Origin of the sequence: Enterobacter sp. MGH 4 (assembly GCF_000534735.1) — a bacterium.
Classification (GTDB): Bacteria; Pseudomonadota; Gammaproteobacteria; order Enterobacterales; family Enterobacteriaceae; genus Enterobacter; species Enterobacter intestinihominis.
Map to the genome: position 1 here is coordinate 423380 of NZ_KI973293.1, position 16486 is coordinate 439865.

Below are 16486 nucleotides of genomic sequence, written 5' to 3' on the forward strand. Positions count from 1 at the left end.
ATACTTGATGCCAGGCCGACGATCTTTATTATTGCCGCCGTGCTTGACCTTCCGGTAAGGGGAGGGTTTATGCTCAAAAGATCGCCTGCTGGAAATAAGGAAATGCACATGCAACGTCGTGATTTTTTAAAATTTTCTGCCGCGCTGGGGGTTGCCAGCGCGTTACCGCTCTGGAGCCGCGCCGTTTTTGCCGCCGACAGACCTGCTTTACCCATACCTGAATTACTCGCCGCAGATGCCCGCAGCCGCATTCAGCTTGTGGTGCAGGCCGGTAAAACCACGTTCGGTCAGCACGCCGCCACGACGTGGGGTTATAACGGCAATTTGCTCGGCCCTGCGTTGCAGTTACGCAAAGGGAAGGCGGTGACGGTAGACATTCATAACACACTAGCGCAAGAGACCACGCTGCACTGGCATGGGCTGGAAGTCCCGGGCGAAGTGGATGGGGGGCCTCAGGGCGTCATCAGGCCTGGTGGTAAACGCAGCGTCACCTTTACTCCTGACCAGCGTGCGGCGACCTGCTGGTTCCACCCGCATCAGCATGGCAAAACGGGCCATCAGGTGGCGATGGGGCTGGCCGGTCTGGTGCTGATTGAAGACGATGAAAGCCGCCTGCTGCGCCTGCCAAAACAGTGGGGGATCGACGATGTCCCGGTGATTGTGCAGGACAAAAAATTCAGCGCTGACGGGCAAATTGACTATCAGCTGGACGTAATGAGCGCGGCGGTAGGCTGGTTTGGCGATACGCTGCTGACCAACGGCGCAATCTACCCGCAGCATGCCGCGCCAAAAGGCTGGCTGCGTTTACGCCTGCTAAATGGCTGTAACGCCCGCTCGCTGAACTTCGCCACCAGCGATAAACGCCCGCTGTATGTGGTGGCAAGCGACGGCGGCCTGCTGCCGGAACCGGTGAAGGTGAGCGAGCTGCCGATGCTGATGGGCGAGCGCTTCGAGGTGCTGGTGGATATCAGCGATGGCAAAGCGTTTGACCTGGTGACCCTGCCGGTCAGCCAGATGGGGATGGCCGTTGCGCCGTTTGATAAACCCCATCCGGTCCTGCGCATTCAGCCGCTACAGATCGCCGCTTCCGGTACGCTGCCGGACGCCCTCACCACGCTACCCGCACTCCCGTCGCTGGACGGGCTTACGCAGCGTAAACTTCAGCTCTCCATGGACCCGATGCTCGACATGATGGGCATGCAGGCGCTGATGAAGAAGTACGGCAATCAGGCCATGGCGGGAATGCACCACGGCCAGATGATGGGCCATATGAATATGGACCACGGTAAAATGGGCGGCATGGATCACGGCGGCCATGGTTTCGATTTCCACAACGCCAACCGCATCAACGGCAAAGCGTTCGATATGAACACGCCCATGTTCGCCGCCACGAAAGGGCAGTTTGAACGCTGGGTGATTTCAGGCGAAGGCGACATGATGCTGCACCCGTTCCATATCCACGGCACGCAGTTCCGTATTCTCTCTGAGAACGGTAAAGCGCCGGACGCGCATCGCCGGGGCTGGAAAGATACGGTGAGGGTGGAAGGCGGTGTCAGCGAGGTGCTGGTGAAGTTCGACCACGAAGCGCCGAAAGAGTTTGCCTATATGGCCCACTGCCATCTGCTGGAGCATGAAGATACGGGGATGATGCTGGGCTTTACCGTATAAAAAAAGCCGGGTGGCGGCTTCGCCTTACCCGGCCTACATAGGACACCCGAAAGCCCGGTATGCGTTAGCGCCACCGGGCTTTTTCATTACTTAGCGTCGTCAGGCAGTGCATACGCGACAATATAGTCGCCCATCTTCGTGCCAAACGAACCGTGACCACCTGCGGAGATGACAACGTACTGCTTGCCATTCACTTCATAGGTCATCGGCGTTGCCTGTCCACCGGCTGGCAGACGGCCTTGCCACAGTTTTTCACCGTTGGTCATGTTGTACGCGCGCAGGTAGTTATCTGCGGTTGCCGCGATGAACAGCACGTTACCGGCGGTGGAGATTGGGCCACCCAGCATTGGCATACCCATATTGAACGGCACTGGAACAGGCATCGGGAACGGCATGCTGTCCTGTGGCGTACCAATACGTTTCTTCCAGACGATCTTGTTGGTCTTCAGATCCAGACCGGAGATGTAACCCCAGGCAGGCTGTTTACACGGCAGACCGAACGGAGAAAGGAACGGATTCAGGGTCACACCATAAGGAACGCCATACTGCGGCTGGATACCGGCTTCGGTACCGCTGCCTTTCGCATCTTTCGGCTGCTCCATTGGGTTACCCGGACCGCGTGGGATCAGACGGGAAACGAACGGCAGCGCCATTGGGTTAGCGATGGCGACCTGACGGTTAGGGTCAACGGAGATCCCACCCCACTCGAACATCCCCAGGTTACCCGGGAAGACCAGCGTGCCCTGCTCTGACGGCGGCGTGAAGATGCCTTCATAGCGCAGCTGGTGGAACATCACGCGGCATACCAGCTGGTCAAACATCGTGGCACCCCACATGTCTGCACCGCTGAGGTCTTTCTCCGGACGGAAACTCAGATCAGAGAACGGCTGCGTTTTGGTGACGTAGTCGCCTTTGGCCGCACCCTGCGGAACCGGTTTTTCCGGCGCAGGAACAACCAGCTTACCGTTGCTGCGATCCAGCACGAAGATGTTGCCGGTTTTGGCCGGGGCGTAAATCACCGGAACGGTTTTACCGTTAACGGTAATGTCCGCCAGCGTCGGCTGGGACGGCATATCCATATCCCACAGATCGTGGTGAACGGTCTGGTAGCTCCATGCCAGTTTACCGGTCGTTGCGTTCAGCGCCACGATGGAGCTGGCGTAACGTTCCTGCTCCGGCGTACGGTTACCACCCCAGATATCCGGCGTGGTCACGCCCATCGGCAGGTAAACCAGGTCCAGCTTCGCGTCATACGCTGCCGGTGCCCAGGAGTTCGGTGAGTTAAAGGTAAAGGTGTGTTCATCCGATGGGATCGCGTTGGGATCTTTCGCGCCCGGGTCGAAGGCCCACAGCAGTTTACCGGTGTTCACGTCGAAACCACGGATAACGCCGGAGGTTTCGCGGGTAGAGAAGTTATCCGTTACCGAACCGGCAATCACGATGGTTTTATCGGTAATGATTGGCGGGGAGGTCGGCTCATACAGACCCGGCGTAGTGTCCGGCATGTTGGTCTGAAGATTCAGAATGCCTTTGTTAGCGAAGGTTTCGCACAGCTTACCGGTCTCAGCGTTGATGGCAAACAGGCGGCCATCGTTCACCGGCAGCATAATGCGGCGAGGACAGTCGGCAATGACTTCCGGGCTGGCATTATCAGCGCGCGCTTCGTGGTAAGAGACGCCGCGGCAGGTGATGTGCTGGAACGACGGGTTGGAGTTCAGCTGTGGATCAAAGTGCCATTTCTCTTTACCGGTGGCCGCGTCGAGCGCGAACAGACGCTGGTGCGCCGTACACAGGTAGAGCATGTTGCCCACTTTAATCGGGGTCACTTCGTTGGTCAGCTCACCCGGATCGTTCGGCATTTTCAGGTCGCCGGTACGGAATACCCAGGCTTCCTTCAGGTTTTTCACGTTGTCAGCGTTGATCTGCTTCAGCGGGGAGTAACGTTGACCTTCCTGATTTCGACCATAGGCTGGCCAGTCGCCGTCAGCCACCTGCGAAATAGCCGCAGCCTGTGTGGATTCAGTGTTTAGCGTACCGTGGATCTCCTGCGGGTCGTTGAATCCGGCCCAGGTCAGGATGCCGCCACTAATCAGCAGGGCAACGACCAGACCGGCTACAGCACCACTGGAAGGGACGATCAGACGACGCCAGACAAACGGCAGGATCAGCCAGATACCGAAGAAGACCAGAATGTCGCTGCGCGGCGTCAACGCCCAGAAGTCGAATCCGACCTCCCAGACGCCCCAGATCATGGTTGCGAGCAGTAACGCTGCGTACAGCCACAGAGCAGATTGTTTTCTGCGTAAAAGCAGGACGGTTACGCCAACCATAACCAGACCCGCAATCGGGTAGTACCAGGAGCCGCCAATCGCGACCAGCCATACGCCACCGATTAACAAATACAGCGCGCAGAATGCGGCAAACGCGGCTGTTAATGTCACCAGTAGACGCGGCTGTTTAGTTTTTGTTTCAGCCATAGAAAAGTACTCGTCAGTTTTGTTAATTATTTGCTAGCAATTAATTATAGGTATTAACAACTGTGATCGGAATCACAAATATTGCTTTTTATAACTCATACGCCAGGGCAATCCATTTACTGGTATAATGGCTGGCTTGCGTATCGATGCCGGAGCGAGAGTCATCCGCATTGAGAGATTTTCACTAAAATCATTTGGTTAGTAATATGAAACATACTGTTGAAGTGATGATCCCGGAAGCCGAGATCAAAGCGCGTATCGCCGAACTGGGTCGTCAAATCACCGAACATTACAAGGACAGCGACAGCGAAATGGTGCTGGTCGGTCTGTTGCGTGGTTCTTTCATGTTCATGGCAGACCTGTGCCGTGAAGTGCAGGTGCCGCACGAGGTCGATTTTATGACCGCCTCCAGTTACGGCAGCGGCATGTCCACAACCCGTGATGTGAAAATCCTGAAAGATTTGGATGAAGATATTCGTGGCAAAGATGTGTTGATTGTTGAGGACATCATCGACTCCGGCAACACGCTCTCTAAAGTTCGTGAGATCCTGAGCCTGCGTGAACCAAAATCACTGGCGATTTGTACCCTGCTGGATAAGCCTGAGCGCCGTGAAGTGCAGGTGCCGGTGGAGTTCGTTGGTTTCTCCATCCCGGACGAATTCGTGGTGGGTTACGGCATTGATTACGCGCAGCGTTATCGCCATCTGCCGTATGTTGGGAAAGTAGTGATTCTGGACGAATAATTGCGGGCTGATGCCCTCACCCCAGCCCTCTCCCACAGGGAGAGGGTGAAAACCCCCGGCTTTGTTATTTATGGTTCACATGCTTAAGCTTGAGGTTGGCAATTCCCGAGCGGTAACGCTGTTCCAGCGTTTCGCGGTTGGTGGCGGTCACTTCCAGATTGCGCAGCAGACCGTCGTGAATACCGTACGCCCAGCCGTGGATGGAGACCTTCTGCCCGCGTTTCCAGGCAGACTGCATAATCGTCGAATGGCCCAGGTTATAGACCTGCTCCATTACGTTCAGCTCACACAGGGTGTCGAGACGGCGCTCCTGCGGCATTTCGCCCAGCAGTGAGCTATGTTTGAACCAGATATCACGAATGTGCAGCAGCCAGTTATCGATTAACCCCAGCTCTGTGTTTTCGACCGCCGCCTGCACGCCGCCGCAGCCGTAGTGGCCACAAATAATGATGTGCTCAACCTCAAGAACGTCAACGGCGTACTGCACAACCGAAAGGCAGTTGAGATCGGTATGAATAACCAGGTTAGCCACATTGCGGTGAACAAACAGTTCGCCAGGTTCAAGACCCGTCAGACGTTCGGCGGGGACACGGCTGTCAGAACATCCAATCCAGAGAAAGCGCGGGTTCTGCGCTTGCGCGAGTTTTCCAAAAAATCCGGGGTCTTCCTCCACCAGCATTTTTGACCATAGTGCATTGTTGCTGATGAGTGTATCTATGTCGTTCATGGAGGTTAGCGACCTGTAACCAAGTGATTGCGTTGCGCTACTATAGGGTAACCCGACTTTTAATGAAACCACACAACGTGTGTCAGAACTTAAGGTAAGTTGAATTCATGGCGATTGCACTGGAGCTTGAACAGCTCAAAAAAACCTACCCGGGGGGCGTTCAGGCGCTGCGCGGGATAGATCTTAAAGTCGAAGCGGGAGATTTCTACGCGCTTCTGGGGCCGAACGGGGCGGGGAAATCCACCACCATCGGGATCATCAGCTCGCTGGTCAATAAAACCTCCGGCCGCGTCAGCGTGTTTGGCTACGATCTGCAAAAAGATGTGGTCAACGCCAAGCGTCAGCTGGGGCTGGTGCCGCAGGAGTTCAACTTCAACCCGTTTGAGACGGTACAGCAGATTGTTGTTAACCAGGCGGGTTATTATGGCGTTGAGCGCAAAGAGGCGCTTGAGCGCAGCGAAAAGTATCTGAAACAGCTCGACCTGTGGGAGAAGCGTAACGAACGCGCGCGGATGTTGTCCGGGGGGATGAAGCGCCGCCTGATGATTGCCCGCGCGCTGATGCACGAGCCAAAGCTGCTTATCCTTGATGAGCCGACTGCTGGGGTGGATATTGAACTGCGTCGTTCCATGTGGGGCTTCCTGAAAGATCTGAACGATAAAGGCACCACCATCATTCTGACCACGCACTATCTGGAAGAGGCGGAAATGCTGTGCCGCAATATCGGCATCATTCAGCACGGCGAGCTGGTGGAAAACACCTCGATGAAGAATCTGCTTTCCAAGCTCAAATCAGAGACCTTTATCCTCGATCTGGCGGCGAAAAGCGCGCTGCCGAAACTGGAGGGCTACAACTATCGCCTGGTCGATACCTCGACGCTGGAGGTAGAAGTGCTGCGCGAGCAGGGTATCAACAGCGTGTTCTCACAGTTGAGTGCGCAGGGCATTCAGGTATTAAGCATGCGTAACAAAGCAAACCGACTGGAAGAGCTGTTTGTCTCTCTGGTGCACGACAAACAAGGAGACAAGGCATGACGCATCTTTACTGGGTCGCGCTGAAAAGCATCTGGGCAAAAGAGATTAACCGCTTTATGCGTATCTGGGTGCAAACCCTGGTGCCGCCGGTGATCACCATGACGCTCTACTTCATCATTTTCGGTAACCTGATTGGCTCCCGCATTGGTGAGATGCACGGTTTTACCTATATGCAGTTTATCGTGCCGGGCCTGATCATGATGGCGGTGATCACCAACGCTTACGCGAACGTAGCGTCGTCGTTCTTTAGCGCCAAGTTCCAGCGCAACATTGAAGAGCTGCTGGTGGCCCCGGTGCCAACGCATGTGATCATCGCCGGTTACGTGGGCGGCGGCGTAGCGCGCGGGCTGTGCGTGGGGATTCTGGTGACGGCGATTTCGTTGTTCTTCGTCCCGTTCCAGGTGCATTCGTGGCTGTTCGTGGCGCTCACATTATTGCTGACGGCGATCCTGTTCTCCCTCGCCGGGCTGCTGAACGCGGTGTTTGCTAAAACGTTTGATGACATCAGCCTGATCCCGACCTTCGTGCTGACGCCGCTGACCTATCTGGGCGGGGTGTTTTACTCCCTGACGCTGTTGCCGCCGTTCTGGCAGGCGCTGTCGCACCTGAACCCGATTGTCTACATGATCAGCGGCTTCCGCTTTGGCTTCCTCGGCATTGCCGATGTCCCGCTGTTCACCACCGTTGTGGTGCTGGTGGTGTTTATCGTGGCATTCTATCTGCTGTGCTGGTATCTGATCCAGCGCGGACGCGGGCTGCGTAGCTAACCTTCTGCCCGGCGACGTTCTGTTTGCCGGGCACTTTCTTTGACAGTTATCACCGTAAACTAACCTTCACCTGGATAAACTACTCGCCTGCTAAGGAGAGACGTTATGCTGGGATGGGTGATCACCTGCCACGATGAAGAGGCACAGGAAATGCTGCTTAAGCTGGAGGCCCGATTTGGCCCCCTGGCGCAATGTCGTGCGGTAAATTACTGGCGAGGGCTGAGCACCAATATGCTCAGCCGGATGATGTGTGACGCGCTGCATGAAACCGACACCGGCGATGGCGTGATTTTTCTCACTGACAGATCCGGCGCGGCGCCATACCGTGCGGCTGCCCTAATGAGCCATAAGCACGATAACTGTGAAGTAATCTCCGGTATCAGCCTGCCTTTACTCGAAGCGATGTATCCGCTGCGCGCAACGTTGAGCAGCGCTGAGTTTCGTCACGCCATTGTGGCGCAGGGCTCGCCGGGCGTGAGCAGCTTGTGGCACCAGCAGCAGAAGAACCCGCCTTTTGTTCTGCTTCACGATCTGTATAAGCATTAAACATTGGTATTGATGCCGCTTTTGTTACAATGGCGGCTGATTTTCTGTGTCGATTTATATTCCATGCTCAAACGCGTTATCTTTATCCTTCTGCTCGTGGTTTCCGGTGGTGCGTCTGCCAGCCTGACCAGTCAGCAAGGCCTTCCTGCCCAATATATGCAAACCACCGAAGATGCGGCCATCTGGGCGCAGGTGGGAAATGCCGTTGTGAATGTGGGGAATGTCCGCGCCGGGCAGATCCTCGCTGTCTTTCCGGCCGCGGCGGATTACTATGAATTTCGTTTCGGATTCGGTACGGGGTTTATTGATAAAGACCACCTTGAAAAAGTTCAGGGCAAACAACGCGTTGAGGATAGTTTGGGTGACTTGAACAAGCCGCTCAGTAATCAAAACCTCATTACCTGGAAAGACACGCCGGTGTATAACGCCCCCAGCAGCGGAAGCGCGCCCTTTGGCACCTTAAGCGCTAATCTTCGCTATCCGATTCTGAATAAGCTGAAAGACCGCCTGAACCAGACCTGGTTCCAGATCCGCATCGGTAATCGTCTGGCATGGGTAAGCAGCCTGGATGCGCAGGAAGATAACGGGCTACCGGTTCTGACCTACCATCATATTTTGCGTGATGAAGAGAACACCCGTTTTCGACATACCTCCACGACGACCAGCGTACGTGCGTTTAATAATCAGATGGCCTGGTTACGCGATCAGGGCTATACCACGCTGACGATGTACCAGCTTGAAGGGTACGTACGTAACAAGATGAACCTGCCCGCGAAAGCGGTGGTGATCACTTTTGATGATGGCCTGAAATCGGTGAGCCGCTATGCGTATCCGGTGCTAAAAGAGTATGGCTTCAACGCGACGGCGTTTATAATTTCATCCCGAATCAAAGGCCACCCGCAGAAGTGGGATCCAAAATCGCTGCAGTTTATGAGCGTTCAGGAAATTAAGGGCATCCAGGATGTGTTCGACATTCAGTCTCACACTCATTTCCTGCATCGCGTGGATGGCTATAAACACCCCATCCTGTTGAGCCGTAGCTATCACGTGATCCTGTTTGATTTTGAACGCTCACGTCGTGCACTGGCTCAGTTCAACCCGCGCGTATTGTATGTGTCGTATCCATTTGGCGGCTATGACAATAAAGCGATAAAGGCAGCGAATGAGGCTGGTTTTCATATGGCAGTGACGACGATGAAGGGGAAGGTGAAGCCGGGGGATAATCCGTTCCTGTTGAAGCGTTTGTATATCTTAAGAACGGACTCACTGGAGACGATGTCGCGGCTGATCAGTAATCAGCCGCAGGGATAGCGGTTAATCGTATGAAAGGGTGAATACGCCGGTGGCTTTAAACGACCCCGGTTTCACTGTGTTTCCGTTTGCTACCAGTTGAGCAACATAATTAATTTGCTTGGATTCAGGGGTTTGGTAATCCGTTATGACATAGGATGAGTCAGGATTATTCGGCAGAAGTTGAGAGGTTCCGTTATACATGATTTTCACGCCTGCGCCTTCAGCTCCGGACGAAAGCGTATTACCAAGAAGATCATTATTTTTTCCGGTTAGCTTTGAGGTGGTGAGTTTGGTTGTGATATTTGCCACACCGGTACAATTGCTTAAGCTAATGGAAAAAGGGATATCCTTAACCCGATTGTTTTTAATGTCTGAAACATAATATTCTCCCAGGTTAACATTATTAGTACCATCCGATAGCATGGCCATGTCGCAGGTTGGAAGAACGATCGGGATCTGGAATGAGTCCTCGTTGACCACAAATGTCCATGGTCGGTTGTTAGTATCATCTGGATTACCAATAGCCATTTTACCCAGAGTGCCGGGTTTGGGTCTGATTGCGGTTTCTTTGTTCGGGTTGCCTCTGTAACCTTCATCAATATAAATTTGAACTGAGGTGTTTATCCATTTTCTATCCCAGGGGTCAGACTTACCTGAGGATGCAACGGTAGTCCAGCCAGTAGTATTCATAGCGAAGTAACCACCCATGCCTCCATCGCTTTCTGCGGTGTGCACCCTTACGGAATAATAAATCCCCGGAATATTTGTTTCAAACATAGCCCTGCCATAACTGCTCCCCATCAGCAAGATCGGGTTTGTTTGTGACACGAGGTTAAAACCATCGTCCCCCATACCACATTCGGCCTGAATGCCTGGTGTCAGGTTAACGTTAAAAAGAGTACTGGCATAATTACCCGGAGGGGGAAGACGTACGGTGCCACCTGAGTAGTCAGAATTGATCAGCGTGGTTGTGCCGCCTTTTCCATTATTCATGCGGCACTCATCTGCCCAGCAGGAGTGGCTGAGGGTTAATAACGCGCTCGCCATGGCAAACGCCATTGTGCCTTTCACGTTGAAACCCTGTCTTATAAAGTTGAACATTCTCATCCTTTTTCCTGTTCTGATTATTATTCGTAAGTGACGTCAACCAATACTTTACTGGTAACGACACCACCAGCCACTACGCCAATATTTTGATATCGGGCATAGAACTGATAATCCGTTAAAAATGCAGTATCCTGACCGCTTACGTCATAAGTGATTTTTGACGTGCCGTCGTTGTTTAAAACATTCTTTTTATATTTTTCTGAGAAAACGACGAGGCCGACATTTTTTGCCGCGCCTGCGGCGGTATCATCACTTTTGAAAACCTGATTTTGTCCTGGCCAGAAACCCGACTGCGGCGAAAAGCTAAAACTCAGCTTTTTAGCCGTACCGCTGTCTCCATAGCAATCATCTACATGGATCTTAAAAGGCGTACCGCCTGCATCATCGGTTGCAGTAAAACGATCGCTACCATCCGGGTTATAAAACCAACTGCGCATCGCATTGGGGAGATAAATTTCGCCGTCATTTTCCACGGTCATCTTACAGGTGCTATTAACAATGTTAGCGGTAATATTTACGTCTAATCCTGAGCTTGCCTGGCTTACGCCAGGCAAGATGCCACCAGCCAAGCCCATAAGCAACACAAGACCGGGCTGGTATAAAGTGAACGGTGATTGTTGCATACTGGTTCCTGGTCTTATGGATAAGCGATAGTAAACGTGACTGGCGCAGTAACCGCCCCCGCGCCTACATCAGCAATGGTTTGGCCTTGCCCGATAACGATACGGGAATTCATCGGGAATTCACCGGTACCATCAGTAATGGTGACATCCTTAGCAGCCGGAGGCGTGTTACAGCTCATAAGCTCGCCAGTATCGACAACACCCGACCAGATCTCAAAGCCCGTTGCTAAGCCGCCAGAGTAAGAATCACCCGTCTTGTTGACGCCACTGCATTCACCACCAGCGCCTTTCGCAGCGGACACCGTTGCCTTGGTTACTCCAGAACAGTTGGTGAAACTAATCTTGAGCGGCTCGACTCGGGTTTTGTTCACCAGATCGGATTTGTATACGTCGCCGAACGCAATTTCAGTGGAGGCTGTGCCTGCGTCGTTAAGTACTTTTGCGGTACATGTGCCTGATACAATTTTTGATTTAATCGTTAATTCGACACTAGGGGTGCCTGTAATTGCTGCGCTTGCCATTCCCGAGAACAGAAGAGCAGAAACGGACAGGGCGATAAAAGTAGAATTGAATTTCATAATGTTGCTCCGTTTTCCTGCACTAATCACTCGTAGCTAAATTCAAAGGTCGCCACGGCCTGAAAATCACCAATGGTCATGCTGTTTTCTTTTGTTTCACGTAAGGTGGCCACCAGAGCAACTTCCTTATTCTGGATTTCTGTCGGACTCCAGACCAGGCGCTCTGAATCCAGGGTTGAGTTAATGATAAAAGGAGTATTTGGTGCATCGGCTCTGGCGATTTCAGCCGCAGAGTAATCAGCGCCACCGTTAGTTTTTGCAATCTGGTTAACAAGGCCGCTAGCTAAATAACCTGATTTGGTTCCTTTTACGGTTGTTTTTAACGAGGTTAGCGACGCCGGGCATTCAACGAGCACAATTTTGAAATTGGCATTTGCCGTTCCGGCTTTGACATCATCTAAACGTACCTGACCGTTATTACCGATAGTCAGCGTTTGCTGCGTATCTGAACCCGTACCGCCGACCAGTTTCATATCGCAGGTGGTTTCGCGGATATTGGCAGTGAAGTTAACATTGAGATCGGCTGCCGCAGCAGAACCTGACATCGCTAACATTGCTAATGCGATTAATGAATAACCGCAATGATTTTTCTTCATATTATTTCCCATGGGTGTGATTCCCTGTTTTAACATCATTACATTTGGCACTGTTGATTACTCAGAATCGTGGTTAAGCCTGCTTTCTTCGCATTTTCAGGAATCTGATAATGCACCGTGCAAGAGCTGGATCCATCGCTTCCCCATACCACCCGGAGAGCGCCTTTGTCTTCCACACCGCGTACATAAGCTTGTCCTGCCTGGCCTACCGTTCCGATAGATTCGTTTTTCTCATTCAGAACGTCTGCACCTAGCGGAATAAAGCCGTTATCAGAACGTTGTAATTCCAGAACAAGCGAACGACCTTCATCCGTTTCAAAATTCACTAATACAACGGAGCCATTGCGAGGTACGGCAACAGCGCTGGTATTTTTGATTTCAACGTCTGCTTCGAGAGTGCTGATATCGAGCGATACTCGGTTTTCTCTGTAGGCTGACATATACGGCATAATCCCGTACCCGGAGCTGTTAATGCGGCTTTGGCCGTAACCCAGCCGAGCACCCGTTGCGCCACTTGCTTTTACCAGCGCAAGTGAATCCGTTTCGCCGATACTGCCGGATGTAAATACAACGCCACCCGAGTGAACAACCATTCCGCCGTTATAACTCGCGGAATACTGTTTACTATTGTCATCGCCAAAGGACGCTGAGACACCGAGCGGCCCGTAAGGACTGTTCCATGAGCTATAGCCACTGACCTGGTTCAGGTTGCCGTAGTTGCCCCCGCTTGATGAGGCGCTAACGGAATAGCTCACTTCACTGTTTTTGGAGTTGCCGCTTGCCGTAGAGTTAAAACTGGTACCGCCTTTTAAATCAGTGCGCAGGCTCATGTTGACGTTATTAAATCCGCCTGACTGCGCGCTATCTTTATTGAATATGCTGAATGGAATACTGACGTTTAAATAAACGCTGTCATCCTTTTCCCCTGTTTCGTTGTACGTGCGTTGCACAGAAACGCTATAGCTACCGTAAGCAAAACTATTGTTGTAACCCACGCTGTAGTCGGAGGTGGAGCTAGAGTCATTCCAGTAATCCTGCCAGGTGCCGCTAATATAGAGTGAGCCGTATTCATCACCGTTAACATTCAATGGCTGATTCAGGCTGACCTGTATCTGGTTTTTGGTACGCTGATAATCAGCATAAAGCTCGGCATTGCTGTCATAAGATCGATTGCCATATTCCTCGTGATGAATACTGTCCTGCAATGAGGCGGCATCGTTAAGGCTGAGATAATCTTCTGTAGAGAAGCGATAAGCTGCCACGTTAAGAGATGTGTTAGTAGCTTCAAGCATTTTGCTGTAGGTCAGCCGATAACTTTGCCCTTTAAGCGTGTCCAGCCCGTCGATATCGGCATAGGACCCGGTAACATCTAATGCGAATGCACCAATACGGGTATTCATAGCCAGACCAAGCAGGCTGGCGTAGAAATCCATATCCGTATATTGCGCACCCACGTAACCGGTAAAGGTATTATTCAGACCATACGCGTAAGTTGCGTAGCCAACGTTTGGCTTATCGTGCAATGAATCATCATTCAGCTCACCTAAACCCACATCCCAGCGGCTGGAGCCTGGGCGGAGCATTTGTGTAACTGAGGAGAACGGAACGGTAAACGTCCGTTTACTTCCATCGGCTTCCTCTACAGTGACAATCAAATCATTGCCATAGCCTGTTGTACTGAGGTCATTGATCTCGAAAGCACCGGGTGGAACGGTGGTTTCATAAATTTTATTGCCGCTTTGCGTTACGCTAACTTTGGCGTTACTGTTTGCCACACCACGAATTACTGGCGCGTAGCCAGAGGTGCCTTCCGGGAGCATGCGGTCATCGTTATACATACGCGCACCACGCAGGCTCACCGAGTCAAAGACATCACCGCGTGTGTAGGAATCACCCATTACCATCTGTGCGTTAAGTGGTGTGATGTCTCGCTGGAGGTAGATATCCTGGCTGGAATAATGTGTGCCATTATCGCTGTCCCAGTTCAGACTGCCGCGAGAACGTAAACGCCACGGCCCCACGTTCAGGCCATAATGCAAGCCCGCATAAGCGGTATCTGAATTGGTGCCGTTTGACTCGCTGTGCCAGGTATTAAGATCGTATGAGAGTAATCCGGCCGGAACACCATTATCCCATAATGAAGGATCGACATACCCTGCTGGAAGCTTAAGCACGTAGATTTGCGGGAAATTAAGATCCATTTCCTGCTTGCTACTATCAAAATTTTCAGAAGCACCGGGATAATATTTTTTGATATCTACGCAAGACGTTTCGTCGTTTTTGACATCATCGCCTAATATGCTGGTATCAACGCCTGCCTGTGTCAGCGTGAGTTTAGTCAGACATGCTGAGGCACGTGGCGTTTTGTTATCAATGAATGTCATCTCGACCGTGGATTTTGAATTGCCATTCAAATTCACTTTTACACGGTAAGTACCTGGCAGAACTGGGTTGCCATAAGCATAACGATCGACATTGATACCTCCACCATTATCGATAAGGAACTGGTCATTAAATTCAATGGCCGATTCTGTTTCGGATGAGGTGTCTACAGCTTTTTTTTCAGTCTCGCTGGCATGCAGAGGAAATGCTGCACAGATTGCGAGACATAAAATTGATCGTTGAAATAGCATGCTTCATCCAGACAAGTCGTCGTATGAATGCTATGAATCATTCATACGTGTTATATTTATAATGTGGCGGTGGTGCGGTTATTAATTTACTTTGCTTTCAAAAGTATCAGAGCCGCCATTGTCATTAATGGTTTCGTAAGCAACAGTGCCGGTGGCAGTACTACCTAAACCTTTTACCTGCATAATTTGAGTACTAAACGGTAAAATAGATTTATGCTCAACCTGGTACTCTTTATTTGCTGATTTCAGCTTTACATTTGAAATAGAAACGTTGTAAGGGGAATCATTGTGTGCGATCAGGTTTAGCGTATTACCTTGTTTTTGTTGTGACCACGTTACTTTGGCTGCTGCATCTCCTGGCGTACCTTTCAGGCCGTCAGGTCGGAAAAAGAGTTTAATACGTGTGCGGAATGCCAGCTGGAGCTGGTTAGGATTTTCACCGTCTTTCACTTTTGACTTCGGTGGAATCTCGAGCACATTGAACCAGAATAGGGATTCGCGATCTTGCGGCAATGAACCACCCAGGTACGAGATCCGAACGGATTGACCTTTTTGCGGATCAATTCGGGATACTGGTGGAGTAATAATAAACGGTAGTTTTAATTCCTGTGGATTGGTGTCATCGCGACCGTCATCGAGCCATGATTGAACTAATAGTGGCTTTTTGCCACGGTTGTCTAAAGAAACGATGACATCTTTTTGCGACTGCTGATAAACAATACGTGTTCCCGAAATAACGATATCTGCGCTTGCCTGGAATGACGCGACAGCAGCAGCTGTAAAGCAGGCAGCTTTAAATCCTTTATAAAATGATGTGCTTAACATTTTTCCACTTCCTGTTGGAATGATATCAATAGTCCCCTGACGTACGTCAGGGGATAATATGAGCATTTTATTTATGCGCTTAAAATTACTCGTAGATCATGGTGAATGCAGCTTGTGCCTGAACCACACCAGCTGACACTGGGTTGTTGGCCGCATCCCAGTTCTGACCCTGGGTATACGCTACACGGTAGTAAAGTGCGCCTGCGCCTGTGGTATCAATCGTTGCTTTCTGGGTATTGTTGGTCTGATCCAGTTTGATCTGATCGGTAGCGGAGTTGCCATCGTTTGACAGTACCAGATTGACGTTTTTAGCGGCGCCTTGAGTATTTGATGGTGGAACCAGCAGACCGCCGGAAGTTGAAGAAGAACCCGCCCAGGAATCAAACTGAGCAGATGCCTGGTTGACGGTAGCAGAATCACAACCTGTCAGGGTGAGGGAGAATTTCTTTTCTCCCAGGGTGCTGGTGGTACCCAGCGCATTAGCGAAGTCTTTTACAAACACGGTATCCAGGTTAACGTCAAAATCATTACCATCCTGGTCAATCTTCTGATCCAGGGATACTTTACAGGTGTTATTAGAAACCATACCGTGGAAAGTAATAGTGCCTGTATCTGAAGGAATATCAGCTGCCATTGCAGAACCCGCACTCAGAACCATTGCTACTACAGTTGCCAGACCTAATTTATTAAAAGACATTTTTTATATCCATATTTAAATGCTAGAAAAGTGAACATAAGCAAGGCTTATGTTCGTTCCGAACAGATGCTTCGGGAAAAGGATTCTAAGTGATGAGTAATGGTTGTGAGAAGCCGTTAGGCGTTAGAAATACTTAAACGATCTTTAAGTCAATATGATTATTTAATAGTGA

General features: G+C 51.3%; 15 protein-coding genes. 6 read left to right on the forward strand and 9 right to left on the reverse strand.

Annotation, left to right across the window (positions count from 1 at the left end; genetic code table 11):
• The first annotated feature begins 108 nt into the window (after positions 1 to 108).
• Positions 109 to 1668: a multicopper oxidase CueO gene (gene cueO / locus L350_RS08690; protein WP_032625523.1), complete on the forward strand. Its 1560-nt coding sequence runs from the start codon at positions 109 to 111 to the stop codon at positions 1666 to 1668.
• Positions 1669 to 1754: 86 nt separating this feature from the next.
• On the opposite strand, the gene L350_RS08685 is transcribed toward cueO, so the two are convergent.
• A complete protein-coding gene (locus L350_RS08685) occupies positions 1755 to 4145 on the reverse strand; it encodes a glucose/quinate/shikimate family membrane-bound PQQ-dependent dehydrogenase (protein ID WP_032625525.1) in 2391 nt (796 codons plus the stop codon).
• A gap of 206 nt (positions 4146 to 4351) precedes the next feature.
• Between L350_RS08685 and hpt the strand changes: the two genes are divergently transcribed.
• On the forward strand, positions 4352 to 4888 hold the full coding sequence (gene hpt, locus L350_RS08680; protein WP_032625527.1) for a hypoxanthine phosphoribosyltransferase: 537 nt from the start codon (positions 4352 to 4354) through the stop codon (positions 4886 to 4888).
• Between the two features lie 64 nt (positions 4889 to 4952).
• Here the strand turns inward: hpt and can are convergent, their stop codons facing one another.
• Positions 4953 to 5615, reverse strand: coding sequence for a carbonate dehydratase (gene can, locus L350_RS08675; RefSeq protein WP_003856301.1), 663 nt, complete (start codon positions 5613 to 5615; stop codon positions 4953 to 4955).
• Positions 5616 to 5722: 107 nt separating this feature from the next.
• Here can and L350_RS08670 point away from each other — a divergent pair, with 107 nt between their 5' ends.
• The 4 genes from L350_RS08670 to L350_RS08655 all read left to right on the forward strand — a co-directional run bounded on the left by L350_RS08670 (position 5723) and on the right by L350_RS08655 (position 9273).
• Entirely contained in the window at positions 5723 to 6649 is a 927-nt protein-coding gene (locus L350_RS08670; RefSeq protein ID WP_003856300.1) for an ABC transporter ATP-binding protein, read from the forward strand.
• Entirely contained in the window at positions 6646 to 7416 is a 771-nt protein-coding gene (locus L350_RS08665; protein ID WP_022647074.1) for an ABC transporter permease, read from the forward strand. The genes L350_RS08670 and L350_RS08665 overlap by 4 nt, the downstream gene beginning before the upstream one ends.
• 105 nt (positions 7417 to 7521) lie before the next feature.
• Positions 7522 to 7962: a PTS sugar transporter subunit IIA gene (locus tag L350_RS08660; RefSeq protein WP_022647075.1), complete on the forward strand. Its 441-nt coding sequence runs from the start codon at positions 7522 to 7524 to the stop codon at positions 7960 to 7962.
• Positions 7963 to 8025: 63 nt separating this feature from the next.
• Positions 8026 to 9273 carry a polysaccharide deacetylase family protein gene (locus L350_RS08655; protein WP_032625531.1) on the forward strand — a complete coding sequence of 416 codons (1248 nt, stop codon included), beginning with the start codon at positions 8026 to 8028 and terminating at the stop codon, positions 9271 to 9273.
• A gap of 3 nt (positions 9274 to 9276) precedes the next feature.
• On the opposite strand, the gene L350_RS23940 is transcribed toward L350_RS08655, so the two are convergent.
• From L350_RS23940 to L350_RS08625, 7 genes are all read right to left on the reverse strand, one after another.
• Positions 9277 to 10362 carry a fimbrial protein gene (locus tag L350_RS23940; protein ID WP_050595075.1) on the reverse strand — a complete coding sequence of 362 codons (1086 nt, stop codon included), beginning with the start codon at positions 10360 to 10362 and terminating at the stop codon, positions 9277 to 9279.
• Positions 10363 to 10382: 20 nt separating this feature from the next.
• Entirely contained in the window at positions 10383 to 10985 is a 603-nt protein-coding gene (locus L350_RS08650; protein WP_032625534.1) for a fimbrial-like protein, read from the reverse strand.
• 14 nt (positions 10986 to 10999) lie between these two features.
• On the reverse strand, positions 11000 to 11563 hold the full coding sequence (locus tag L350_RS08645; RefSeq protein WP_023299346.1) for a fimbrial protein: 564 nt from the start codon (positions 11561 to 11563) through the stop codon (positions 11000 to 11002).
• A gap of 26 nt (positions 11564 to 11589) precedes the next feature.
• Positions 11590 to 12159: a fimbrial protein gene (locus L350_RS08640; protein ID WP_032625598.1), complete on the reverse strand. Its 570-nt coding sequence runs from the start codon at positions 12157 to 12159 to the stop codon at positions 11590 to 11592.
• 38 nt (positions 12160 to 12197) lie between these two features.
• The gene (locus L350_RS08635; protein ID WP_032625536.1) at positions 12198 to 14792 is read right to left on the reverse strand and encodes an outer membrane usher protein; all 2595 of its coding nucleotides are present in this window, start codon (positions 14790 to 14792) and stop codon (positions 12198 to 12200) included.
• 81 nt (positions 14793 to 14873) lie between these two features.
• On the reverse strand, positions 14874 to 15617 hold the full coding sequence (locus L350_RS08630; protein WP_022647082.1) for a fimbrial chaperone: 744 nt from the start codon (positions 15615 to 15617) through the stop codon (positions 14874 to 14876).
• A gap of 85 nt (positions 15618 to 15702) precedes the next feature.
• Complete coding sequence (locus L350_RS08625) at positions 15703 to 16314, reverse strand: fimbrial protein (RefSeq protein ID WP_023299349.1); 612 nt, start codon at positions 16312 to 16314, stop codon at positions 15703 to 15705.
• Positions 16315 to 16486 lie beyond the last annotated feature (172 nt).

What these genes read in the sequence shown, in the direction of transcription:
- cueO (WP_032625523.1), top strand. Translation starts at nt 109, where the DNA reads ATGCAACGTCGTGATTTTTTAAAATTTTCTGCCGCGCTGGGGGTTGCC.
- L350_RS08685 (WP_032625525.1), bottom strand. Translation starts at nt 4,145, where the DNA reads ATGGCTGAAACAAAAACTAAACAGCCGCGTCTACTGGTGACATTAACA.
- hpt (WP_032625527.1), top strand. Translation starts at nt 4,352, where the DNA reads ATGAAACATACTGTTGAAGTGATGATCCCGGAAGCCGAGATCAAAGCG.
- can (WP_003856301.1), bottom strand. Translation starts at nt 5,615, where the DNA reads ATGAACGACATAGATACACTCATCAGCAACAATGCACTATGGTCAAAA.
- L350_RS08670 (WP_003856300.1), top strand. Translation starts at nt 5,723, where the DNA reads ATGGCGATTGCACTGGAGCTTGAACAGCTCAAAAAAACCTACCCGGGG.
- L350_RS08665 (WP_022647074.1), top strand. Translation starts at nt 6,646, where the DNA reads ATGACGCATCTTTACTGGGTCGCGCTGAAAAGCATCTGGGCAAAAGAG.
- L350_RS08660 (WP_022647075.1), top strand. Translation starts at nt 7,522, where the DNA reads ATGCTGGGATGGGTGATCACCTGCCACGATGAAGAGGCACAGGAAATG.
- L350_RS08655 (WP_032625531.1), top strand. Translation starts at nt 8,026, where the DNA reads ATGCTCAAACGCGTTATCTTTATCCTTCTGCTCGTGGTTTCCGGTGGT.
- L350_RS23940 (WP_050595075.1), bottom strand. Translation starts at nt 10,362, where the DNA reads ATGAGAATGTTCAACTTTATAAGACAGGGTTTCAACGTGAAAGGCACA.
- L350_RS08650 (WP_032625534.1), bottom strand. Translation starts at nt 10,985, where the DNA reads ATGCAACAATCACCGTTCACTTTATACCAGCCCGGTCTTGTGTTGCTT.
- L350_RS08645 (WP_023299346.1), bottom strand. Translation starts at nt 11,563, where the DNA reads ATGAAATTCAATTCTACTTTTATCGCCCTGTCCGTTTCTGCTCTTCTG.
- L350_RS08640 (WP_032625598.1), bottom strand. Translation starts at nt 12,159, where the DNA reads ATGAAGAAAAATCATTGCGGTTATTCATTAATCGCATTAGCAATGTTA.
- L350_RS08635 (WP_032625536.1), bottom strand. Translation starts at nt 14,792, where the DNA reads ATGCTATTTCAACGATCAATTTTATGTCTCGCAATCTGTGCAGCATTT.
- L350_RS08630 (WP_022647082.1), bottom strand. Translation starts at nt 15,617, where the DNA reads ATGTTAAGCACATCATTTTATAAAGGATTTAAAGCTGCCTGCTTTACA.
- L350_RS08625 (WP_023299349.1), bottom strand. Translation starts at nt 16,314, where the DNA reads ATGTCTTTTAATAAATTAGGTCTGGCAACTGTAGTAGCAATGGTTCTG.